A 22212-nucleotide genomic window follows, 5' to 3' on the forward strand; every position below is an offset into this window, starting at 1 on the left:
GTCATAACCCAAGCCAAGTACTAAACCACGCTTACTCTAGCCTTCCAGAGATGGAAGTGAAACCACGTACTGCTTACCAGTTCGTCGTATCTGATGAAGTTGAGCTAGTACCTTCTGACAAGCTAGTAGGTCGTGTTGCAGCGAACTCTGTTATCCCTTACCCACCAGGCATCCCAATGCTAATGGGTGGTGAAAACTTCGGTGACGAAACAAGTCCTCAAATTCAGTACTTGAAAGCACTAGAAGCATGGGATGCAGAATTCCCAGGTTTCGAACACGAAACTGAAGGCGCTGAGATCGAAGACGGTAAATACCACGTTCTTTGTATCAAAAAAGACGCTCTATAATCGACTAAATCGATAACGTGTGATTACCTAAATCCCCGCTCTTTGAGTGGGGATTTTTTTATGTTATTCCATTCATAAAATTAATATCGTGCGTATTACATCGCAATCAATAACGCCAAATTACAGATATAAAAAATGCCGGCCTTAGCCAGCATTTCATGCTTATCAGCAGATAAACTTATAGCGCGATAACATTTGCCGCTTGCAGACCTTTCTGGCCTTGCTCTACGTCAAATGAAACTTTCTGACCTTCAGTTAAGGTTTTGAAACCTTCTGAAGCGATAGCACGGAAGTGAACGAAGACGTCAGCGCCGCCATTGTCTTGAGTTAGAAAACCAAAACCTTTCTCTTCGTTAAACCATTTTACTAAACCAAGTGTTTTATTAGACATTATGTGTCCCTTATATGTATTTCATTGAGGTGTCGCAACACGCGACGGCCGAAATAACGATGTTTGAACTATCGATAAAGCAAAGGGAAACACGGATAAAACAACATAAATGCGGCGATAAACAGTTTTCTTCTACGAAAAAGATGACAAATTTCAATTTTCAGCGAGTAAGATTATTAAATTAAGCGAATGAGTTTATTCGATTAATTTAATACCCTTTAGGTATTAATAAGAGATAGTGAAATTACCAATTAGTTTATTATCAGCATTAGTAATATCGCCTTTACCGGTTTTTTCACAGTATGAGAAATTAATATCCACATTATCAACATTCCCTTTCATTAATACATGTCGGGTTAATACATCACTATTTAACTGATGAATTGTTGAATGCCAAGAATATTTATTTTTTAATAAGTTAAAATTTACGTTCATTACTTTACTGCTTCTTCTGTTTGTGTATTTATTGTATTTACAGGGCGGTTTTGTTGAAACCAAAATCGTTTACGACCAAGAGATCGAGACATGAGCATATCCTTAGCTTTATCATTAACTTAAATTAATTTCTAAGATATTTCTTAGTACATTTAAATTAAAAAATGAGTATAAAATCTATTTATTATAGGTAACGAGGGAAATAGGAACGTAACGACAAATACAAACAAAAGCAGATATTGGAAGTGGTTATTATTTTCGATGGTACGGTATAACTAATTATTTTTACTTTGAAAGCGGCGCAAATAGTATATAACTCTTTGCGCCAACTTAAATTCTTATAGCGCTACAACGTTAGCTGCTTGTAGGCCTTTTTGACCTTGCTCTACTTCGAAAGAAACTTTTTGGCCTTCAGCCAAAGTTTTAAAACCTTCAGAAGCGATAGCACGGAAATGAACGAATACGTCAGCGCCGCCATTATCCTGAGTAATGAAACCGAAACCTTTCTCTTCGTTGAACCACTTAACGATACCAGTAGACATATTGTGTCCCTTATTTAATTTAAAATTCATGAGTTATCGCAATAAAAAATCACGATGCGCTGAAAGCTTGAATTATTGAATGTGACGATGAAGCTAAGGGAAACACTGAGGATGACAACAATAACGAAGAAATTCTGAGGTTTTACTTTTACTTGATGTTTCATTAATAACTCTGAACAACAGAGCGACGCCATTATTGTCTTATAACCAGTAATTGTAAAGGCTTATTTTCTATAATTTTTGGTTATCAATGTAACTCATTGATAGTAATCATTTTAAATTTAAATATCGATTCAATATCCCTCTTTTTCTCTCTTTATTTTCAATAAAGGGCTAATCACATAAGTCACAACATAAACACTTATCACACCAATCGCACCACCCAATACAACATCGAACATTCGAACCATAGCAATTGATTCTGTATGTGTCATCGAGCCAGCAGCAATGGCAATAAACATACAACGTAATGTAAAAGCGACAGGATAAGGTTTAATGACGAGAGTTAAAGGAATAAGAAACGCGGCAAAGCTATTTAGTACTGTAGCACTTCCAATAAGTGAAAATAGATAAACAGCCGCTCCTCCTAAACTTAAACCTAATACCGCCCCTCTACCTCGATGCTTAAGCTTTTTATGCATACTACTTAGTTCCCCGGTTATCACACTCACCGAAGACCAAATAACCCACTGTCCTTGTTTTATAGCGAAATATTTAACAAAAACAGCGGTCATAAAAATAGCGAAGAAAATACTTAATACCGAGTAAATGACCGCTGGTTGTTTTTTAACGATATAGGGATGATCCCTACCAATCAGAGCATATGTCCGATCTTTCGGCATTTTAGCCATATTTAAACAGACTAAAACCAATATTGGTCCAATTAAGGTAACGGGTAATTGTTCAAGTAATTTTATATACGCATGAGTAAATGTATGAGGGTTTACACGATCATAAAGCTCACAACTTAAATATAACGCGGGGATCAATATCCAATTTCCTAACGATTTTAAATTTTTATCCCAATAAGCAAAACTGGCGCAAATCGCCCCCAATAAAGCGCAGAACAAAGCAAACAACAGTGGAGAGCTTTGCACCCAATACAACACCGTAAAACCTAAAATAATAGCCAGCCAATGTAAGCACGTTTCTAATAACCCACTTAAACCTAAACTATTTTGCACACAAAAAAGTGCCCCACTCACCAACCCCAGTTGCAGGTAATGATGATCGCCGGTTATACACGCCACAATGAAACAGGGAAAAATAGCAACCGTCATGCACACAAGCGTTGGTACATCACACCATGCAGATAGTGTCTGTTTTATATGCCACTGATTATAGCCCCATGTCATTTTCATCGGCTTTATGCTCTTGTATTTGTCTCAATTACTAACAGGTAAGCTGTTCAACCCTGATCACTTCGGCAAGTCGAGAAAGCAACTCAATAGACTGTTGATGTGTTTGCTGACTGTCTGCAGCACAAGCGTCTTCAATAATCGTCACTTTATAATCGCGGTCATGTGCATCTCGGGTCGTCGATTGAATAGCTAAAGTGGTACTCACACCAGCTAAATACACATGTTCAATACGGTTGGCACGTAAAACCGCTTCTAATGGTGTACCGTAAAAAGGGCTAATTCTTGGTTTTTCAATAATAAAGTCACTCGTTTGTACATCTAAATCATCATGAAATTCAGTACCAAAGCAGCCTAACTGCAATGCCTTATATTGATTGGCCAAACCAAAGATTGGCGAGTTTTTAGGTTGGGCATAATAATGGGATTCGAATCCGACTTTAACGAGAATCACTAACCAATCATTTTTACGGGCATATGCAAGCGCTTGGTTGGCATGGGTTATCGCATTTTGTTCTTGAACATGCGTAGCACATGATGGGATTTTGCCGTCGGGGTGGACAATATCATTAATAAAATCGATAACGAGTAATGCTTTTTTCATCATAATTTTCTCTTGTTAGATCATTAGCACTTCAATTAAATATCCTGCTAAAAACGAATATTTCTTCTTGTTTTCACTGTATTTTAGTTTTTAGCAACAATAGAGAGAAACGATATATACTTACGGTTATGTAAGTTTTTCTAACAGATGAAAATGAAGCATCTACCGCCATTAAAATCGCTACCTGTTTTTCTCAGCGTATGTGAACACCTTAATTTTTCTAAAGCAGCCAATGCATTGTGCGTCACTCACTCTGCTGTTAGTCAAAGTATTCAAAGCCTTGAAAGCTATCTCGGAAAGCGGTTATTTCATCGCACAACACGTCAAATGACGTTAACGGAAGATGGAAAACGCTATCAACGTGCCATTCAAGAGGGGATAAATATCATTGAGCAGGCAACTCTTCGAGAGTTAACCTCTCAGCAGCAGATCTCTATCAGTATTATTCCTTCCTTAGGGCTAAAATGGTTAATTCCTCGAATGCCTGCATTACAAGAAAAGTATCCTGATATTGATTTACGTTTTTCTACGCATTCGACGTTGGCATTAGAGCTACTACCCCATAACCTTGATATTGCTATTTGTTATGGTGAGGGAAATGAATGGCCTGAATACAACGTGGTTCCTTGGAATGAAGATAGGTTGGTGCTAGTCGGTAGCCCCGCAAAAAAGCCTCTTCCTGATGATTTAAATAACTACTTTGCTGAACAGCCAACAATTTGGGTGGATCGCTCTCTACGTGATGCTGATTGGACACATTGGTGTCAAAGCTTAGGCGTCGATGTACCTAACAATACCAAGCGACGTTATTTTCAAAGCTCTGTGCAGGCTATTGAAGCTGCTATCGCAGGGTTGGGTGTTTTTGTTACACATCGAATGTTTGTCAACGATGAAATAAAAGCAGGCTTATTAGCTGAGCTTACACCCCATAGTGTATTAAGCCGTTGTAGCTATTTCATCGTCAGTAAGAAAGAAAACCAGAACAAACCAGAAGTACAAAACGTTATTGCTTGGCTGCAAGACACGCTCAAACAAGAAAAGTCAGTAACGTCTTGATAGGCAGGGAGATACTCTCTTATCTTGCCTAATAAGAGAGTATTAAAAATATGGTATCAAATAAATTAGGCATATTGCCCAGCAACATAGCCAGAGCTCCATGCCCACTGGAAGTTATAGCCACCTAACCAACCACTCACATCCATCACTTCACCCGCAAAGTACAAGCCTTTCACTTTCTTTGTTTCCATGGTCTTTGAGGATAATTCATCGGTATCAACGCCGCCTAATGTCACTTCTGCTGTACGATAGCCTTCTGTACCATTTGGCGCGATCTGCCATTGGTGGAAGTATTCACTCAGTAATGCCAGCTCTTTGTGATTAAGTTGCTTTAACGGTTTATCTTGCACATCACCACGCTCAATCAACGCTTCAATTAAACGCTTCGGCAGTAAGCGAGACAGTGAGTTCTTTAAGCTTTGATTCGGGTGTGCGTCACGCATTTCATTTAAGGTGTCAGCCAAGGTTAAATGCGGTAATAAATCTGCGGTGATCTTCTGACCCGGCTTCCAGTATGACGATACCTGTAATATCACAGGACCTGATAAACCACGGTGGGTAAACAGTAAGTTCTCTTTAAATGAAGTGCCATCTTCAGTTTCAACGACCGCAGGAACAGCAATACCAGACAGATCAGCTAATGCTTCTTTATCTTCTACATGCAGCGTAAACGGTACAAGACCTGCAGTAGTTGGGATCATTTTCAAGCCAAACTGCTCAGCAATTTGATAACCAAACGGGGTTGCACCCAGTTTCGGCATCGATAAACCACCGGTTGCGACCACCAGCGATTCACAGCTAACGGTGTCGGTATTAAGGCCAAGCGTGAAGCCTGAATCCGTCTTTTCAATACTATGAACATCGACTTGGTAACGCTGGGCGATATTAGGCATATCGCATTCAGACAACAACATTTGAACAATGTCTTTGGCTGAATCTAAACAGAATAACTGGCCATGATCACGCTCTTCATAGTCAATCCCGTGTTGGCACACCATGCCTATAAAATCCCATTGGGTGTATTGAGATAGCGCAGATTTCACAAAGTGTGGATTACGACAAACATAATTATTCGCGGCCACATCCATATTGGTAAAGTTACAACGACCGCCACCTGAGATCAGGATTTTACGTCCCGGCTTCTTACCATGATCAACCACCAATACAGAGCGACCACGCTTACCCGCTTCAGCTGCACACATTAGCCCTGCAGCACCTGCACCGATAATGACGACATCGTATTTATTTGCCATGAATTACTATCTGCCTTTCAAAAACACTAAGGGAAAAACGAAAAAAGGATGCTAGTCGCTAGCATCCTTTCTCTCTCGCGGCGGCTATTTTACCTACCTAATGGCGTAATACCAACCGTAATAATTTATCCTGATAGCAAACCTATTAAGCTTGCTGAGCACGCTCAATAGAGGCCAATGCCGTAGATGCCGCTGCAGGCATGTCTAATGTTGTGGTTGGGAAAGCAAAATCGGCCCCATGCGAATGTACAATCTCAACAATTTTAAGCATCACATCCTGCTGTACGTCTTTGTACTTAATCCATTCAACCGTTTTGGTAAAGGTATATACCAAGATATTAAGTGACGACGCACCGTAAGTATCAAAACTCACAATCAAGGTTTGTCGAGTATCGATATCTGGATGGTTTTGTAGCATAGTTTTAATATCACGCACGACATCACCCACCACCGCAGCATCACAATACCGTAAACCGACACTTTGCTTAATACGGCGATTGAGCATGCGAGACGCATTTTCTACCACCACCGAGCTAAACACCGAGTTAGGCACATACATTGGACGCTTATCAAAGGTGCGAATAATGGTCATACGGAAACCAATTTTCTCTACCGTACCTTCAATTTGACGATCAGGACTGCGGATCCAATCACCCACCTTAAACGGACGATCAAAATATAACATCATGCCGCCAAAGAAATTCGCCAGCAGATCTTTGGCTGCCATACCGACAACTAAACCACCAACACCACCAAAGGTGAGTAAGCCTGATAAACTCAAGCCCAGATTTTGCATCGCAATTAAACCGCCAAACACCATGACGATTAAACGCAAAATCTTCGATATCGCATTTACGGTTGTCGCATCACGCTGCGGTCGGTTTTCCAATATGGTCTGCTCCATATTGGAAATTAAACGAAATAGCGTCCAAACAATGGTCCAGATCAGCAACAGATGACGAAGAGTCGATAATGATGTACTGGAATAACTGGTCAAGTTATCGACTAATATGCCTATCGACAGCAGCCCCGGCCAAACCCAAATACATAAAGTAATGGGGGCGCGGATCGCACTGATTAATGCGTCATCCCAAATAAACTGACTTTTTTCTGCCACTATAGCTAAACGGCGTGACAATAAGATCCATCCGCCCCATAACACCGAGCTCAACAATAACAGTAAGCCAATGTTATACATCCAATCGACAGATGCGCCCTTTTCTAACGACGACCACCAATATATGAACTTTTCCATAACGTTTCTGTTTCTCTATGATTAGCGATACGCAAAAAATAGGCTACCGATATAGCCTATCCGTCATATTATATTGAGATCATACTAAACATCAGACACCGCGCAAAGCTAGCCTAAAAACAAGGTTCTTAGTGCTCCGTCGAAGAAGTGTTAGTAGCCAAGAAAGGCAACCGCAAAAATCGCGATAAAAAAGGTGATCATAAAGGTACTGGCGAGAACAAATAGCTTACGTACTTTAATACATTTCGCCATAAAGACCGGATCATGATGCTTTTTATATTGCTCGCTGCGGATGTAATGAAATAAACGGATCTGTTTACTGACATTACCTTGAGAAGAGAAAAAACCGCGCCCATCCACTTGCTGATACAACAGGGGATCACATTCTCGCATCACCACCAGCAATGTTCTTAAGGTACTGATGTAACGAGACGTATTAACAACTGCCACTAAAAAAAGTGCGAAAAGAAATGCATCACTACTCATATATATTCTCCCAAAAAATGCGGTTCCACTCGCCGGGAGATAAGGGAGCAAATTTGCTCCCTATCAATATTAGGCTTGTGAATCCATAACAGATGTAGACTCTGCTTTTGCCATCGCGGATAAATCTTTATCAATAAAGAATAGTGCCTTACCGTCTTCACCGACTAACTCAATTTTATCTAAAATGCCTTTAAACAATTTTTCTTCTTCGTGTTGCTCTGATACGTACCACTGTAAAAAGTTAAATGTTGAGTAATCTTGCGTAGTAAATGCAACATGAGCAAGCTCATTGATCTTCTTAGTAATTAATTGCTCGTGCTCATAGGTTTCACGGAATACATCACCTAGTGATGCAAATTCGTGTTTTGGCGCCTCAATCGTACCAAGAATTGGCAATGCGCCTGTTTCGCTCACATAAGTAAACAAACGTTGCATATGTTCCATTTCTTCAACGGCATGAGCACGTAAAAATTCAGCAGCACCTTCGAAACCTTTATCCTCACACCATGCACTCATCTGTAAGTATAGGTTTGAAGAGAAAAATTCTAAGTTGATTTGCTCGTTTAGGTTATCAACCATAGCCTTGGCTAACATTGCACTACTCCTGTTTGTTTAAGTGTAATCAAGACATTGTCACTGCGCATTGTTTAGAATGCAACTAACGAAAAAAAATACTGAGATAATTCTCTTTTATTTTTCATGAAGTACGAAATCAACAGTAAAATCGCTTACTTGTTTTTGAAAAATAATTAACCACAACTCCGTAATAAGATGCGACTAAATCGATATTTTTGCCCCATACTCAATGCTAATATGAATCATACCTAATGAATATGGAGTGTCAGTTAATGGTCTATAAACATATCCTTGCCGCCATCGATTTATCAGACGATAGCGAAGTATTAGTCCATAAGGCCGCGCTATTAGCCAAAGCCCTAGATGCGAAGTTATCTCTGATCCATATCGATGTTGATTACGCTGATTTATACACCGGACTCATTGATATTAATTTAGCAGAGATGCATGAGCGTGCTGAAAATGATGCGCAAACACGCCTTCATCAACTGGCACAAAAAGCACACTATCCGGTGTCACATACCCTTGTCGGTAGCGGTGATCTGAGTGAAGAAATTTGTCATGCGATAAAAAACATGGATGTTGATTTGGTCATTTGTGGTCATCATCAAGATTTCTGGAGCAAAATCTTATCATCAACCCGCCAACTTCTAAGCCGTACGCCTGTTGATTTATTAATGATTCCACTGAAATAATCTCGCTATCCCCCTCTTAATCCAGCAGCCAACACCGTTGGCTGCTGCTCATACCTGTTATTTTCTACTCTATCTTTCATAGGCGACAAGATTAACTTTCGCTACACTGCATACCCTTAATTTTTCAAATGGATGTTGCTGGCGTAATGGGATATTTATCTGTCATCACCCTTTTATGGGCGTTTTCTTTTAGCTTAATTGGCGTCTACCTTGCCGGTCAGGTTGACCCTTGGTTTTCTGTATTAACTCGTGTCAGTTTAGCCGCGTTGGTTTTTATCCCTTTTTTACGCTTTAAACATATTCATCCCAAATTAGCGCTCAAATTAATGATGGTTGGCGCTTTCCAATTAGGGATCATGTATTGCTTCTACTACCAATCTTTTTTATATCTCAGTGTGCCTGAGGTATTACTGTTTACTATTTTCACCCCAATTTATGTCACTTTGATTTACGATGCACTCCATAAACAGTTTTCTCCGTGGTATTTGCTCACCGCAGCAATCGCTGTACTGGGTGCTGCTGTGATCAAGTTTGAAGGCATCAACCAAAACTTTATTATCGGCTTTTTCATCGTCCAAGGGGCGAACCTGTGTTTTGCTATCGGGCAAGTGGGCTATAAGCGAATTATCGAACAAGAAACCACAGAGTTGCCACAACATACGGTATTTGGCTGGTTTTACATTGGTGCTATCTGTATCGCGTTACCGATGTTCTTATTGTTTGGCAATAACGACAAGCTACCGACGACCGATACTCAATGGGGGATATTGGTTTATCTTGGTATCGTTGCTTCAGGCTTAGGGTATTTCATCTGGAATAAAGGGGCGACGTTAGTCAATGCTGGCGCGCTGGCAATCATGAATAATGCACTGGTACCTGCTGGGTTGATTGTGAATATCGTGATTTGGAATCGTGATGTGGATTATTCACGTTTGATAGTCGGTGGCGTGATCATAATGTTTTCACTGTGGCTAAATGAAACCTGGGTGAAACGCAAAGTTCAGCAAAGCCAATGGTAAATCGCTTGTTATAAAAACAACAAAGCCAGCGTTTAACGCTGGCTTTGGTTTAAACATTTAATCGTTAAATAAACGCAAATGCGTCAGCAAACATATGTTCTCTTTGCGCATTTTTATCACTGCAGAAACGCTCACGGGCGGCACCTGCCATTTCAAAACGACCACACACGTAGATGTCGTACGCTGATAGGCAAACAAAATCTTCTGCAACAGCATCCAATACATTACCGACTTTGCCTGACCAGTTTGCAGGGGCATTTTCAACTACAGGCACATAGGTAATGTTGCCGTGTTTGGCTGCTAACGCCTGCATCTCTTCATTCGCATACAGCTGATCGATACCACGACCACCCCAATACACAAAAATAGGCTGGGTTAAACCACGGCTAATGCAGTTATCAAGCATGCTACGGATATAAGAAAAACCAGTACCACCGGCGATCATTAGTAGTGGACGCTCACTTTCATGGCGCAGCCATGCATCACCGTGGGCAGCATCAATCACCACAGGTTCATTGCAATCTAATGCCGCTTTCATCGCTTCTACGACTTCTAATGCATACGCATTTTGCTCTGCCGCACCAATATGTAGTTCAAGCTCGCCTTCACGACATGGGCTACTGGCAATTGAAAATGGACGCTTATCTTTCTCGCCCATTACCGCAAGCAGATATTGTCCCGCTTTGAAATCAATCGCCTGCTCAGGCTTTAACAAAATGCGATACGTGTTCGCGGCTAAGGGTTGTACTGACTTTACTTCGCACTGGATAGACATGGTTTTCCTCTAGTCTAACGTTAACACCAAGTCACTTTCCGCGACCGCTTGGCAGGTAAAAATCCATCCTTCCGCTTGTTCTTTTTCAGTGAGCATTGGCGCTAACTGATAACTCACTTCACCGGATGTTTTACGGCACAGACACATAGCACATGCCCCTACCTGACAGCGATTGGGAAAAGTAATGCCTGCGTCGAGCGCTGCTTGTAATACCGTTTGCTGCGTTGACGCAGTAAAGGTGATGTTGTTTGGCAACAGGCGTACTTGATACATAATTTTCTCTTACTACTGACTATTTGAAGCAGCAATAAATAATACTCACTCTACCGCTCAGTATAGCGATAAACAGTTAGATCTCGATCCCAAGTTGGTCCCAAATCGCATCTATTTTCGCGACAACTTGCGGATTTTTAACTATTGGGTTGCCCCATTCACGTGCCACAGCATCAGGCCATTTATTCGTCGCATCTAATCCAAGCTTACTACTTTGGTCTAATACTGACGCTAGCTGTACCGTATCACGGCTAGGATCCATACGTGTAGTGATCGCCCAAATAACATCGTTCCAATCACGCACGTTGACGTCTTGATCACACAAGATGACAAATTTTGCATCACTAAACTGCGCCATGAAGTCCCAAATACCTTGCATCACACGTTGCGCCTGATCCGCTTCAGTATTGGTAATACTTACAATCGCCATCTGCTGCTTACTTGCCGTCGGTAAGTAAATATCAATGATCTCAGAATAAGTGTCACGCAAAGCAGCTATGCCCGCTTCAACATCAAATTGCTGATCATATTTGGTTGCAATTGATGGTGTACTCGCAAGCTCAGCGTCCCATTTCACTGTTGCATCTAAGCCCATTTTAGAGCCAAGCCCAACCACAGGCGAAGCAAAATCTAATGAGTCAATTGGGGTATTATCAATGAACAAGGTATCACGCACGGGCTCCATGTGAGTTGTCATCGCAGACACCACACTGTCCCAATTACGGGCATCGACACTCTCGTCACACACAATCACATATTTGGTGTACATGAATTGGCGCAAGAAAGACCATACGCCCATCATCACACGTTTGGCATGACCCGGATATTGCTTCTTCATCGTCACCACTGCCATGCGGTATGAACACCCTTCTGGTGGCAGGTAGAAATCAACTATCTCAGGAAATTGCTTTTGCAAAATAGGCACAAAGACTTCATTAAGTGCCACACCTAATACTGCAGGCTCATCGGGCGGACGACCAGTGTAGGTGCTGTGATAAATCGGATCGTTACGCATGGTGATATGCGTAATGGTAAAGACATGATGACGCTCTTTCTCGTTGTAGTAACCAGTATGATCGCCATACGGGCCTTCATCAGCAAACTCTTCAGGGTCGATATAGCCTTCCATGACAATTTCTGCACTTGCTGGCACATCTAAGTCATTGGTTAAACTTTTCACCACTTCAGTACGACGCCCACGCAGTAAGCCTGCAAAAGCGTACTCAGATAAGGTATCTGGAATTGGCGTTACAGCCCCTAAAATCGTGGCCGGATCGGCACCGAAAGCGACAGTGATTGGGAATTTCTCACCCGGATGGGTTTCCATCCATTCACGCAGATCTAATGCCCCACCACGGTGAGCCAACCAGCGCATAATGATTTTATTTTTCGCGATTTTTTGCTGACGATAAATCCCTAAGTTTTGGCGCTTTTTATGTGGTCCTTTAGTGATGGTTAAGCCCCATGTAAGCAGTGGTGCCACATCATCAGGCCAACAGCTCATTACAGGGATTTTATCTAAATCAACCTCATCACCTTGCCACACAATTTCTTGGCACGGCGCATTGCGCAGACGCTTCACTGGCATATTGAGTACTTGCTTAAATGCTGGGATCTTATCTAACGCTTCACGAAAACCACGAGGTGGCTCAGGCTCTTTTAAATACGCTAATAATTTACCGACTTCGCGCAACTCTTTCACTTCTGTGCGCCCCATTCCCATCGCAACACGCTGTGGCGTACCAAACAAGTTGGCAAGCACTGGCATGTTGTAACCAATAGGATTTTCAAACAAAAGCGCAGGACCACCAGCACGTAAAGTGCGATCGCTAATTTCTGTTATTTCTTGATCGGGATCGACTGCTTGCTTAATTCGCTTCAATTGCCCGTTTTGTTCTAAATAGGCGATGAAGTCTCGCAGATCCTTGAATTTCATATCTGATACCACGATTGAGCTACGCCATAACCGAAAATAACAGCGTAGTGATGAGAATGATTTTCGCTAGTATAACCAGTTGTAGAGGCTAAAACACCCGTTCTGCGGTCTAATTTCGCCACCAGATGTTTCAATTAAGCTGGTTATCACCCTAGTAAATAAAGGGGTTAGGGTTTCATTGCAGACACTGAGCCCATCGATAACAACTCTTCTATATGAGCAACTAAATCAGGATCACTGCTGGCAGTTAAGAGTTGTTGTAACCAGTGACCATGACCTTGCTTAAGCAAGTGAGGCGTGATCAACAAACGTTCTATTTCGTTACCTAACTGGTTCTGTAAAAAGATTTTGGCTTTATCAGGCAATGGCTTAAAACTGGTTAAAGCGCGGTATGCTGACTCTTTTAATGAAGGGTTTGCTGTTGCTGCAATTAATTGGCTTACCACAAAATCAGAAGCGGTAACTTGAGATAAACGGTTTAATTCTGCCAAGCTGTATTGATCGGTACGGCGACGCCATAACACATCATACAACTTCGCATCATTAGAGTGTGCTGCTAAGGTTGCTAAGATGCTGTTATCTGGCAGCCAAATCAGCTGAGGATCTGAATGAAACTGCTCAACCAGCGCATTAATTGCTGGCGGTGATAATTGCGCGATCGCACGTGCAATCACTTGGCTGCGCTTCTGTTGCTGCTCTAAATCGCCTTTTAGCCATTCAGATAACGTCAATTTTCCTCGCTCTAAGTTAATCACAGCTCGCTGGCTCACTAAGTCCTTTTTCCACTCACGCAGCAGTCCATTGGCTTGATTACTATAAAAGAAAGCCATTCGGCTGACGGTATAACCATCACCTTGCTCAGTAATAGTAAACGGTGATTGTCGCTTCGCTTGAATTTTGAGCCACGCAATACGAGCAGTGTTAAAACGACCGACTTCGCTGGCGTATTTGATCAACTGGCTACGAGCCACTTCTTGAGTTAATGGTGGGAGTTGATCAAGCAGAATCTCCAATGACTGAAAATCACTGTGATCATAATAAGGTTTGAGCGCCTCAATGTGAGCAACAAATTGTGGCATTTGCTTAATATGCTGGATTTTCGCTTCGGTTATCTCTGTCGCAGAAATAGGCTGTAATGCCGAGGCGATCAGCAAGCCTAGCGCACACCAATGTCGTAACATAACGCCTCCCTAGCGAAGTAAAACTCTTCTTCCTTACCCATACCATCGCAATACAAGGTAATTTCTGTCAATAAAAAACGCCGCCCGTGGGCGACGTTTTCAAAATCTGTGACTCAGTACAGCGTATTATGACTTCTGACGACGCATCGCATCAAAGAATTCATCATTAGTCTTCGTCATTGATAGCTTATCAATTAAGAATTCCATGCTGTCAGTTTCGCTCATTGGGTGAACGATCTTACGTAGAATCCACATCTTCTGTAGCTCGTCCGCTTTCGCTAGTAGCTCTTCACGACGCGTACCTGAGCGGTTGATATCAATAGCAGGGAATACACGTTTCTCAGCGATCTTACGAGAAAGGTGAAGTTCCATGTTACCTGTACCTTTAAATTCTTCGTAGATAACTTCATCCATTTTCGAACCAGTATCAACGAGTGCTGTTGCGATGATAGTTAAGCTACCGCCTTCTTCTACGTTACGTGCAGCACCAAAGAAGCGCTTAGGACGGTGAAGGGCGTTGGCATCTACACCACCAGTTAATACCTTACCAGAAGAAGGAATTACGGTGTTGTATGCACGTGCTAGACGTGTAATTGAGTCAAGTAAGATAACCACATCTTTCTTGTGCTCTACTAAACGTTTTGCTTTTTCAATTACCATTTCAGCCACTTGTACGTGACGTGATGCTGGCTCATCAAACGTTGATGCAATCACTTCGCCTTTTACAAGGCGTTGCATCTCGGTCACTTCTTCTGGACGCTCATCAATAAGCAATACCATTAACTCACACTCAGGGTGGTTATGGGCAATACTTTGGGCAATGTTTTGAAGTAGCATTGTTTTACCCGCTTTTGGCGGAGCAACAATCAGACCACGCTGGCCTTTACCGATAGGTGATGCTAAATCAAGAACACGTGCTGTGATGTCTTCTGTAGAACCGTTACCACGTTCCATACGCATACGTGAGTTTGCATGCAGTGGGGTAAGGTTTTCAAATAGGATCTTATTGCGGGCGTTGTCTGGCTTGTCGTAGTTTACTTCGTTAACTTTCAGTAGTGCAAAGTAACGCTCACCGTCTTTTGGTGGACGAATTTTTCCGGCAATGGTATCGCCAGTACGTAAGTTAAAACGACGGATTTGACTTGGTGATACATAAATATCATCAGGGCCAGCAAGGTAAGAACTATCAGCGCTACGAAGGAAGCCGAAGCCATCTTGTAATATTTCTAGAACACCATCGCCAAAAATATCCTCACCACTCTTCGCATGCTGCTTAAGAATGGAGAAGATGATGTCTTGCTTTCTCAAGCGGGCAAGGTTTTCTAATCCTAAACTTTCGCCAAGTGATACCAACTTAGAAATCGGTTGGCTCTTTAATTCTGTAAGGTTCATAGTGGTGGGTTTCTTGTCTGTCAAAATCGGGGTTCTATATTAGTTGAGATAAAGATGACCAATAGGGCCTGGTCAAGAAATGAACGAAAATGTAATTTCTGTGCGCTAAGGTAACACTAAACGTTCTATCCGTCTAGCATAGACGTTAGACAAACCATGTACAACTTACAAATTGTCCATGGTTTGTAAAATTGCACTTATAGGTTCGCGTCTAAGAACTCTTTAAGCTGTGTTTTCGACAGCGCGCCAACCTTTGTTGCCGCTACACCACCGTCTTTAAACAGCAGTAATGTCGGAATACCACGAATACCAAACTTCGGCGGTGTTTCCGCATTCTGATCAATATTTAATTTACCAATCGTTAGCTTGCCTTCGTATTCATCAGCGATTTCGTCAAGAATAGGGGCAATCATTTTACATGGACCACACCATTCAGCCCAAAAATCGACTAATACCGGGCCAGCAGCATTGATTACATCAGTGTCAAAACTCGCATCTGTAAGCTGCACAATCTTGTCGCTCATCTTCCACTCCAACAGTTGATTTTGTTAGCTGATCTTATTTTACCAGCAAATCGTTACCCTATTTGAATGGAATACGTTTCGTATTGCAACCCTAAGCTGATATTCTATAGCAATGAAGACGACTCACATCACAGAGCGGAAATTTGCCGAGCTAGGGTTAAACCCTCTAGTTTTAAAAGGATTGGATGATAAAGGGTTCCATAATTGTACCCCGATCCAAGCCTTGGCATTGCCAGTTATGCTCACTGGCCATGATATCGCGGGACAGGCTCAAACAGGTACGGGTAAAACCATTGCCTTCCTAACCGCTACTTTTAACCATTTATTGGAGACTGCTGCGCCTGCACATCGAAAAACCAATCAACCGCGTGCCATTATCATGGCGCCTACGCGTGAATTGGCGATCCAAATTTATAATGATGCATCATCACTGATTGCAAGTACGGGCTTGAAAGCCGGCCTCGCTTACGGTGGCGAACCTTACGAGAAGCAAAAAGCGATTCTTGATGAGGGTGTGGATATCTTAATCGGTACGTGTGGCCGTATTATTGATTTCTACAAGCAACGTGTTATTGATTTAGCGAGCATTCAAGTCGTAGTACTTGATGAAGCCGATCGTATGTTCGATTTAGGTTTTATTAAAGACATTCGCTTCTTGTTCCGTCGCATGCCAGCACCGAGCGAGCGTTTAAGCCTGCTATTCTCAGCCACATTGTCCTACCGTGTGAAAGAATTAGCATTTGAACATATGAATAGTCCTGAAAGCGTTGTCGTTGAGCCGGAACAAAAAACGGGCCACCGCATTCAAGAAGAATTGTTCTACCCATCTAACCAAGAAAAAATGCGTTTATTACAAACGTTGATCGAGGAAGAGTGGCCAGAGCGCGCAATTATTTTTGCTAATACCAAGCACCGCTGTGAAGATGTTTGGGGTCACTTAGCTGCTGATGGTCATCGTGTTGGTTTGCTAACTGGCGATGTGCCACAGAAAAAACGTGAGCGTATTTTGGATCAATTCACCAACGGTGATGTTGATATCTTAGTCGCGACCGATGTCGCTGCACGTGGTTTGCATATCCCTGCAGTAACGCACGTATTTAACTACGATCTCCCTGATGATGCAGAAGATTATGTACACCGTATTGGTCGTACAGGTCGTGCAGGCCTAAGTGGTCACTCAATCAGTTTTGCTTGTGAAGAGTACGCTATTAACCTAACCGCTATTGAAACTTACATTGAACATGGTATTCCACAGTCAAAGTATGATTCAGAAGCATTGTTAGACGATCTTCCAGCACCGATCCGCCTCCAACGAAATCCTCGTCAAGGTGGTCGCCGTAACACTCAACGTCAAGGCCAAGGTCAAGGGCAACAACGTTCGCGCAATAATCGCCGTCGTCCGCCTCAAAACAATAAGCCTGCGTAATAACGATAAGTAATGTATGTCTATGGAAAGAAATTCAGTATCACCGCTTTATGCCGCCATTGATCTCGGCTCAAATAGTTTCCACATGTGGATTGTGCGCGAAGTAAATGGCAGTGTTCAGACACTCGCGAAAATCAAACGTAAAGTGCGTTTAGCCGCAGGGCTTAACAACCAAAATGTACTCAGCGAAGAAGCGATGCAGCGTGGCCTTGATTGTTTGGCTCTCTTTGCCGAACGCTTACAAGATATCAAAGCCGACCATATCCGTATCGTTGGTACTGCCGCCTTACGTACAGCAGTGAACGCAGAAGAATTTCTTTCCAAGGCGAAGGCTATTCTTGGTTATCCGGTCAATATTATTCCGGGTGAAGAAGAAGCCCGCATTATCTATCAAGGGGTGGCGCACACCTCTGGTGGTAGTGATAAACGTTTAGTGGTCGATATCGGCGGTGCCAGCACTGAAGTTATTATTGGCAAAGGGTTTGATAGCAGCGCTTTAACCAGCTTAAAAATTGGTTGTGTGACTTGGCTTGAACGTTACTTTAAAGATCGCTACCTCACTTCAGCCAACTTCGAGGCGGCGATTAATGGCGCCAAAGAAGTCATTGAACCGATCATTGAACGCTATACCGAACTCGGTTGGGAATCTTGTGTTGGTGCCAGTGGAACGGTACAAGCACTACAAGAAATTATGCTGGCGCAAGGAATGGATGAAATCATTACCTTGCAAAAGCTTAAGCGCTTACAACGTCAAGCTATGCAATACGAGCGCTTAGAAGATCTTGATATTGAAGGTTTAACACTAGAACGCGCATTAGTATTCCCTAGTGGTTTATCAATTTTAATCGCGCTATTTGAGTCATTAAAAATTGAATCTATGACGCTAGCCGGTGGCGCGCTACGTGAAGGCATGGTGTATGAAATGATGGAACAAATGCGCCATCATGATGTATGTACTCGTACCATAAACAGTGTTCAGCAACGCTTTCAAATTGATACCGAACATGCCGATATTGTCAACGATATGGCAATGTCGATGTTAAGCCAATGCCCAAATTGGCAACTAGAGCCTCAAGCACAAAACTTATTGGAAGCGGCGGTAAAACTGCATGAGATAGGGACAAGCATTGAATTTAAGAAAAGTGCAGATCATGCAGCTTATCTAATCAAGCACCTAGATCTTCCTGGTTTTACCCGTGCTCAACGTCATTTACTGGCCGAAATCTTACGTCGCTACATTGGTCCTCTCACCAGCTTACCTGAGCAACATGCCCTCTCAGCTCAAAGCGCGGCGCGATTACTGCGTTTATTACGTATTGCCGTGATTATGTGCCACCGTCGTGATACCCATTGTTTACCGCCATTTAGCCTGCAAGTTGATAACGATAAGTTAACGTTACTGTTGCCTGCAAAATGGCTGATCAACAACCCGCTAACGCGTAGTGAGCTACACCAAGAAGCAACCCGTCAAACAGATATGGGCTGGCCTATGGTCGTGACATCGCAAGACTAAACATTCTACTCGATCAAAAAAGGCTCCTTAAAGGAGCCTTTTTTTATACAGCAATAGTCATAATTAACCCGTAATACCACTATGACGCAGCATTGCATCTAGCTCAGGCTCTCGACCACGGAAGCGTTTGAATAGCGCCATTGGCTCTTCACTGCCCCCTTGCTCAAGAATACAAGTTAGGAAGTCTTGACCTGTTAGCGGATTGAAAATGCCTTCCTCTTCAAAGCGTGAAAACGCATCAGAAGACAATAATTCTGCCCACAAATAGCTGTAGTAACCTGCACTATAGCCACCAGCAAAAATATGACTAAAGCTGTGTGGAAAACGTCCCCATTCTGGGCTTGGTACCACTGAGACACGTGATTTCACTTTAAATAAGGTATCTAACACCTGTGCGCCCACTTCTGGATCATATTCGGTGTATAGCGTGAAATCGAACAGACCAAACTCAAGCTGACGTAAAATAAACATCGCTGATTGGAAGTTCTTCGCTGCGAGCATCTTATCTAGCATTTCTTTTGGTAGTGGCTCGCCTGTTTCATAGTGACCAGAAATAAACGCCAGTGCTTCTTCTTCCCAACACCAATTTTCTAGGAACTGGCTTGGTAGCTCTACCGCATCCCATGGCACACCGTTAATACCTGATACTGACGCTACATCAACTTGCGTTAGCATGTGATGAATACCGTGGCCCGTTTCATGGAACAAGGTTACGACTTCATTGTGAGTAAACAATGCCGGCTTATCGCCAATCGGACGGTTAAAGTTACAAGTTAAGTAGGCTACTGGGGTTTGTAACGTGCCATCAATACGGGTGCGACGAACCATGCATTCGTCCATCCACGCACCACCACGTTTATGATCGCGGGCGTAAAGATCAAGATAAAAGCTACCGCGAAGTTTACCTTTATTATCAAAGATGTCATAAAACGTTACTGATTCATGCCAAACTTCTACACCTTCACGTTGTTTGATCTCTAAACCAAACACACGCTTTAATACTTCAAAGAGACCTGCAACGACTTTCTTTTCAGGGAAATATGGACGTAATTCTTCATCTGAAATGCTGTAACGATGTTGTTTTAGCTTCTCTGAATAGTAAGCAAAATCCCATGGCTGTAGATCGTCGATACCATATTCATTCTTAGCATATTCACGTAGCTCAGCCACCTCACGCTCACCTTGTGGCTTCGCACGATCAGCAAGATCATTTAAGAAACCTAACACTTGCTCGGTAGATTCCGCCATTTTGGTCGCCAGTGATTTTTCACTGTAGCTGTTAAACCCTAACATACGAGCCAGTTCGTGGCTCAGTTTCAGTTTTTCTGCAATGACTTCAGTGTTATCAAATTCACCTGCATTAGGACCACGATCTGAGGCACGGGTACCGAACGCTTCATACATTTCAGCACGGAGTTCACGATTATCACAGTAAGTCATTACCGGTAAGTACGACGGCATTTCTAGAGTGAATAAATACCCTTCTTTCTCTTTCGCTTCTGCGTTCGCTTTTGCCGCAAGCAAAACCGATTCAGGCAAACCGCTTAATTGCTCAACATCAGTAATGACCTTGTTCCATGCCATGGTGGCATCTAACACGTTATTACTAAAGGTTGAAGATAGCTCAGATAAGCGTTTACTGATCTCACCGTAACGCGCTTGCTCTTGTGCAGGTAAGCCAATACCTGATAGCTCAAATTCTTTTAAGGCGTCTTTGATCGACTTTTGCTGCGCTTTATTCAACGACGCAAATTTATCGCTCGCTTTAATCGCTTTATAGGCTTCGTACAATCCTTTGTGTTGTCCAACCCAGGTACTGTAATCAGATAACAGAGGCAAACAGCTTTCATACGCTTCACGTAATTCAGCACTATTTTTCACGCCATTAAGATGACCGACAGGTGACCAAATACGACCTAGGCGATCATCAGTTTCAGCTAAAGGCGCACAGATGGTTTCCCAAGTTGGCTCTGCCATTTCCATCAACACAGATTCTACATTTTCACGACAATCTGCGATCGCTTGTTCAACCGCGGGCTTAATATGCTCAGGTTTAATATGAGCAAACGGTGGCAAATCGGTCATCGTCAATAATGGGTTAGACATACGCTTTTCCTTTATTTTTTTATCTTATTATTAACATGCGCCCGCGATAGGTAAATTTCAATCGTTTGCGTGGTTTAGTGTATAAAAAGGCAAAAATTCACGCATTTACTCATGATTGTTCACTCTAAAGGTGGTGTCATGGTTGGATAATAGGTGAGAATTAACGATAATACTGTTTAACCCCTCTCCTTTTATATACCGATAGAGATTGATTTCATGCTGAGTTATCGTCACAGCTTCCATGCTGGCAACCATGCCGACGTGGTTAAACACATTGTTCAAAGCTTAATTTTGGATGCACTCAAGCAGAAAGATAAACCTTTCGTCTATCACGATACCCACTCAGGTGTAGGTCGTTACGATCTGCAAGATGAGCGCAGCGAAAAAACCGGTGAATTTAAACAAGGTATTGCACGTATTTGGTCACGTGATGATATCCCTGAAGCGATCCAAAGCTACATTGAAACGATTAAAGATCTTAATCACGGCGAAGAGCTGCGTTACTACCCAGGCTCTCCAAAAGTGGCACGCGCACAAATCCGTGATCAAGACCGTATGGTACTCACCGAACTTCACCCAAGTGATTTCCCTCTACTCCTGCAAGAGTTCCGTGGCGATCGCCAAGTAAAAATGTATAAAGAAGATGCCTTTGCTCGCTTAAAAGCGACCCTACCGCCGAAAGAGCGTCGCGGTGTGGTACTGATCGATCCCCCCTATGAACTTAAACATGAATACCAAGATGTAGTAAAAGCGATCAAGCAAAGCCATCAACGTTGGGCGACAGGTACCTATGCGATTTGGTACCCTGTGGTTTATCGTGAAACTATCGACAACATGCTTCAAGGCTTAAAAGATTTAAATATCCCCAAAATCTTACAAATTGAACTGGGTGTAGAGCCTGATAGTGAAGAGCGCGGTATGACAGCATCAGGCATGATTGTGATTAACCCGCCTTGGAAGCTAGAAAGCCAAATGCGTGACATTCTACCTTGGTTACAGCAAGCCATTGCGCCTAATCATGGTCACCACACCGTTAAATGGGTTGTGCCTGAATAAGCTCCATTGGCAA

22 protein-coding genes and 1 pseudogene are annotated in these 22212 nt (G+C 42.5%); 7 read left to right on the plus strand and 16 right to left on the minus strand.

All coding sequences use genetic code 11. From position 1 onward, the window contains the following. A pseudogene (locus C9J46_RS18980) lies at window positions 1-347 on the plus strand (arginine decarboxylase); the annotation flags it as partial. Window positions 348-525: 178 nt separating this feature from the next. On the opposite strand, the gene C9J46_RS18985 reads toward C9J46_RS18980, so the two are convergent. The 5 genes from C9J46_RS18985 to C9J46_RS19005 form a co-directional block, all read right to left on the minus strand. Further along, window positions 526-738 carry a cold-shock protein gene (locus C9J46_RS18985; RefSeq protein ID WP_006647467.1) on the minus strand — a complete coding sequence of 71 codons (213 nt, stop codon included), beginning with the start codon at window positions 736-738 and terminating at the stop codon, window positions 526-528. Window positions 739-963: 225 nt separating this feature from the next. Continuing rightward, the gene (locus C9J46_RS18990) at window positions 964-1173 is read right to left on the minus strand and encodes a hypothetical protein (RefSeq protein WP_107291380.1); all 210 of its coding nucleotides are present in this window, start codon (window positions 1171-1173) and stop codon (window positions 964-966) included. A gap of 338 nt (window positions 1174-1511) precedes the next feature. Next, window positions 1512-1745, minus strand: a complete 234-nt coding sequence (locus C9J46_RS18995; protein ID WP_039861059.1) for a cold-shock protein — start codon at window positions 1743-1745, stop codon at window positions 1512-1514. A gap of 263 nt (window positions 1746-2008) precedes the next feature. Continuing rightward, window positions 2009-3076, minus strand: coding sequence for an FUSC family protein (locus tag C9J46_RS19000; RefSeq protein ID WP_107247868.1), 1068 nt, complete (start codon window positions 3074-3076; stop codon window positions 2009-2011). Window positions 3077-3107: 31 nt separating this feature from the next. Beyond that, on the minus strand, window positions 3108-3677 hold the full coding sequence (locus C9J46_RS19005; protein WP_107208578.1) for an isochorismatase family cysteine hydrolase: 570 nt from the start codon (window positions 3675-3677) through the stop codon (window positions 3108-3110). A 147-nt stretch (window positions 3678-3824) separates the two neighbouring features. Here C9J46_RS19005 and C9J46_RS19010 point away from each other — a divergent pair, with 147 nt between their 5' ends. After that, a complete protein-coding gene (locus tag C9J46_RS19010) occupies window positions 3825-4733 on the plus strand; it encodes a LysR substrate-binding domain-containing protein (RefSeq protein WP_107291381.1) in 909 nt (302 codons plus the stop codon). A gap of 65 nt (window positions 4734-4798) precedes the next feature. On the opposite strand, the gene C9J46_RS19015 is transcribed toward C9J46_RS19010, so the two are convergent. The 4 genes from C9J46_RS19015 to ftnA all read right to left on the minus strand — a co-directional run bounded on the left by C9J46_RS19015 (window position 4799) and on the right by ftnA (window position 8321). Further along, the gene (locus C9J46_RS19015; protein ID WP_107261870.1) at window positions 4799-5986 is read right to left on the minus strand and encodes an NAD(P)/FAD-dependent oxidoreductase; all 1188 of its coding nucleotides are present in this window, start codon (window positions 5984-5986) and stop codon (window positions 4799-4801) included. Window positions 5987-6131: 145 nt separating this feature from the next. Then, a complete protein-coding gene (locus C9J46_RS19020; protein WP_107208570.1) occupies window positions 6132-7241 on the minus strand; it encodes a mechanosensitive ion channel family protein in 1110 nt (369 codons plus the stop codon). A 150-nt stretch (window positions 7242-7391) separates the two neighbouring features. Further along, window positions 7392-7727 (minus strand): universal stress protein UspB, encoded by a 336-nt coding sequence (gene uspB / locus C9J46_RS19025; protein WP_105061214.1) that lies wholly within the window; start codon window positions 7725-7727, stop codon window positions 7392-7394. Window positions 7728-7796: 69 nt separating this feature from the next. Further along, window positions 7797-8321 (minus strand): non-heme ferritin, encoded by a 525-nt coding sequence (gene ftnA, locus C9J46_RS19030; protein ID WP_107208569.1) that lies wholly within the window; start codon window positions 8319-8321, stop codon window positions 7797-7799. A 254-nt stretch (window positions 8322-8575) separates the two neighbouring features. Between ftnA and C9J46_RS19035 the strand changes: the two genes are divergently transcribed. Together C9J46_RS19035 and C9J46_RS19040 are read left to right on the plus strand one after the other, a co-directional pair. Further along, window positions 8576-8998, plus strand: coding sequence for a universal stress protein (locus C9J46_RS19035; protein ID WP_107208568.1), 423 nt, complete (start codon window positions 8576-8578; stop codon window positions 8996-8998). Window positions 8999-9144: 146 nt separating this feature from the next. After that, window positions 9145-10017, plus strand: a complete 873-nt coding sequence (locus C9J46_RS19040) for a carboxylate/amino acid/amine transporter (RefSeq protein WP_107291382.1) — start codon at window positions 9145-9147, stop codon at window positions 10015-10017. A gap of 64 nt (window positions 10018-10081) precedes the next feature. Here C9J46_RS19040 and fre read toward each other — a convergent pair whose 3' ends face one another. From fre to trxA, 6 genes are all read right to left on the minus strand, one after another. Continuing rightward, window positions 10082-10792 carry an NAD(P)H-flavin reductase gene (fre, locus tag C9J46_RS19045; protein ID WP_107247864.1) on the minus strand — a complete coding sequence of 237 codons (711 nt, stop codon included), beginning with the start codon at window positions 10790-10792 and terminating at the stop codon, window positions 10082-10084. Between the two features lie 9 nt (window positions 10793-10801). Further along, window positions 10802-11068 (minus strand): 2Fe-2S iron-sulfur cluster-binding protein, encoded by a 267-nt coding sequence (locus C9J46_RS19050; RefSeq protein ID WP_199187169.1) that lies wholly within the window; start codon window positions 11066-11068, stop codon window positions 10802-10804. Between the two features lie 73 nt (window positions 11069-11141). Continuing rightward, window positions 11142-13001, minus strand: coding sequence for a 4-hydroxy-3-polyprenylbenzoate decarboxylase (gene ubiD / locus C9J46_RS19055; RefSeq protein WP_107288075.1), 1860 nt, complete (start codon window positions 12999-13001; stop codon window positions 11142-11144). Window positions 13002-13168: 167 nt separating this feature from the next. Beyond that, the gene (locus C9J46_RS19060; RefSeq protein WP_107208565.1) at window positions 13169-14182 is read right to left on the minus strand and encodes a hypothetical protein; all 1014 of its coding nucleotides are present in this window, start codon (window positions 14180-14182) and stop codon (window positions 13169-13171) included. A gap of 126 nt (window positions 14183-14308) precedes the next feature. Further along, window positions 14309-15574, minus strand: a complete 1266-nt coding sequence (gene rho / locus C9J46_RS19065; protein WP_005372168.1) for a transcription termination factor Rho — start codon at window positions 15572-15574, stop codon at window positions 14309-14311. 197 nt (window positions 15575-15771) lie between these two features. Continuing rightward, complete coding sequence (gene trxA / locus C9J46_RS19070) at window positions 15772-16098, minus strand: thioredoxin TrxA (protein WP_005372169.1); 327 nt, start codon at window positions 16096-16098, stop codon at window positions 15772-15774. A 112-nt stretch (window positions 16099-16210) separates the two neighbouring features. Here trxA and rhlB point away from each other — a divergent pair, with 112 nt between their 5' ends. Further along, a complete protein-coding gene (gene rhlB / locus C9J46_RS19075; protein WP_107208564.1) occupies window positions 16211-17524 on the plus strand; it encodes an ATP-dependent RNA helicase RhlB in 1314 nt (437 codons plus the stop codon). A gap of 22 nt (window positions 17525-17546) precedes the next feature. Beyond that, on the plus strand, window positions 17547-19037 hold the full coding sequence (gene gppA, locus C9J46_RS19080) for a guanosine-5'-triphosphate,3'-diphosphate diphosphatase (protein WP_107208576.1): 1491 nt from the start codon (window positions 17547-17549) through the stop codon (window positions 19035-19037). 63 nt (window positions 19038-19100) lie between these two features. Here gppA and prlC read toward each other — a convergent pair whose 3' ends face one another. Continuing rightward, on the minus strand, window positions 19101-21143 hold the full coding sequence (gene prlC, locus C9J46_RS19085; protein ID WP_107288076.1) for an oligopeptidase A: 2043 nt from the start codon (window positions 21141-21143) through the stop codon (window positions 19101-19103). Between the two features lie 216 nt (window positions 21144-21359). On the opposite strand from prlC, the gene C9J46_RS19090 reads away from it, so the two are divergent. Continuing rightward, window positions 21360-22199, plus strand: a complete 840-nt coding sequence (locus C9J46_RS19090; protein WP_107247861.1) for a 23S rRNA (adenine(2030)-N(6))-methyltransferase RlmJ — start codon at window positions 21360-21362, stop codon at window positions 22197-22199. Window positions 22200-22212: the final 13 nt, after the last annotated feature.

Source organism: Photobacterium sp. GB-36, from assembly GCF_003026135.1.
Taxonomy (GTDB): Bacteria; Pseudomonadota; Gammaproteobacteria; order Enterobacterales; family Vibrionaceae; genus Photobacterium.

Bases quoted from the DNA above. Each gene is read 5' to 3' on its own strand.
- rho (WP_005372168.1), bottom strand. From the start codon at position 15,574: ATGAACCTTACAGAATTAAAGAGCCAACCGATTTCTAAGTTGGTATCA.
- fre (WP_107247864.1), bottom strand. From the start codon at position 10,792: ATGTCTATCCAGTGCGAAGTAAAGTCAGTACAACCCTTAGCCGCGAAC.
- ubiD (WP_107288075.1), bottom strand. From the start codon at position 13,001: ATGAAATTCAAGGATCTGCGAGACTTCATCGCCTATTTAGAACAAAAC.
- prlC (WP_107288076.1), bottom strand. From the start codon at position 21,143: ATGTCTAACCCATTATTGACGATGACCGATTTGCCACCGTTTGCTCAT.
- ftnA (WP_107208569.1), bottom strand. From the start codon at position 8,321: ATGTTAGCCAAGGCTATGGTTGATAACCTAAACGAGCAAATCAACTTA.
- C9J46_RS19020 (WP_107208570.1), bottom strand. From the start codon at position 7,241: ATGGAAAAGTTCATATATTGGTGGTCGTCGTTAGAAAAGGGCGCATCT.
- C9J46_RS19060 (WP_107208565.1), bottom strand. From the start codon at position 14,182: ATGTTACGACATTGGTGTGCGCTAGGCTTGCTGATCGCCTCGGCATTA.
- gppA (WP_107208576.1), top strand. From the start codon at position 17,547: ATGGAAAGAAATTCAGTATCACCGCTTTATGCCGCCATTGATCTCGGC.
- C9J46_RS19015 (WP_107261870.1), bottom strand. From the start codon at position 5,986: ATGGCAAATAAATACGATGTCGTCATTATCGGTGCAGGTGCTGCAGGG.
- C9J46_RS18990 (WP_107291380.1), bottom strand. From the start codon at position 1,173: ATGAACGTAAATTTTAACTTATTAAAAAATAAATATTCTTGGCATTCA.
- C9J46_RS19005 (WP_107208578.1), bottom strand. From the start codon at position 3,677: ATGAAAAAAGCATTACTCGTTATCGATTTTATTAATGATATTGTCCAC.
- C9J46_RS19040 (WP_107291382.1), top strand. From the start codon at position 9,145: ATGGGATATTTATCTGTCATCACCCTTTTATGGGCGTTTTCTTTTAGC.
- C9J46_RS19035 (WP_107208568.1), top strand. From the start codon at position 8,576: ATGGTCTATAAACATATCCTTGCCGCCATCGATTTATCAGACGATAGC.
- C9J46_RS19090 (WP_107247861.1), top strand. From the start codon at position 21,360: ATGCTGAGTTATCGTCACAGCTTCCATGCTGGCAACCATGCCGACGTG.
- uspB (WP_105061214.1), bottom strand. From the start codon at position 7,727: ATGAGTAGTGATGCATTTCTTTTCGCACTTTTTTTAGTGGCAGTTGTT.
- rhlB (WP_107208564.1), top strand. From the start codon at position 16,211: ATGAAGACGACTCACATCACAGAGCGGAAATTTGCCGAGCTAGGGTTA.
- C9J46_RS18985 (WP_006647467.1), bottom strand. From the start codon at position 738: ATGTCTAATAAAACACTTGGTTTAGTAAAATGGTTTAACGAAGAGAAA.
- trxA (WP_005372169.1), bottom strand. From the start codon at position 16,098: ATGAGCGACAAGATTGTGCAGCTTACAGATGCGAGTTTTGACACTGAT.
- C9J46_RS18995 (WP_039861059.1), bottom strand. From the start codon at position 1,745: ATGAATTTTAAATTAAATAAGGGACACAATATGTCTACTGGTATCGTT.
- C9J46_RS19010 (WP_107291381.1), top strand. From the start codon at position 3,825: ATGAAAATGAAGCATCTACCGCCATTAAAATCGCTACCTGTTTTTCTC.
- C9J46_RS19000 (WP_107247868.1), bottom strand. From the start codon at position 3,076: ATGAAAATGACATGGGGCTATAATCAGTGGCATATAAAACAGACACTA.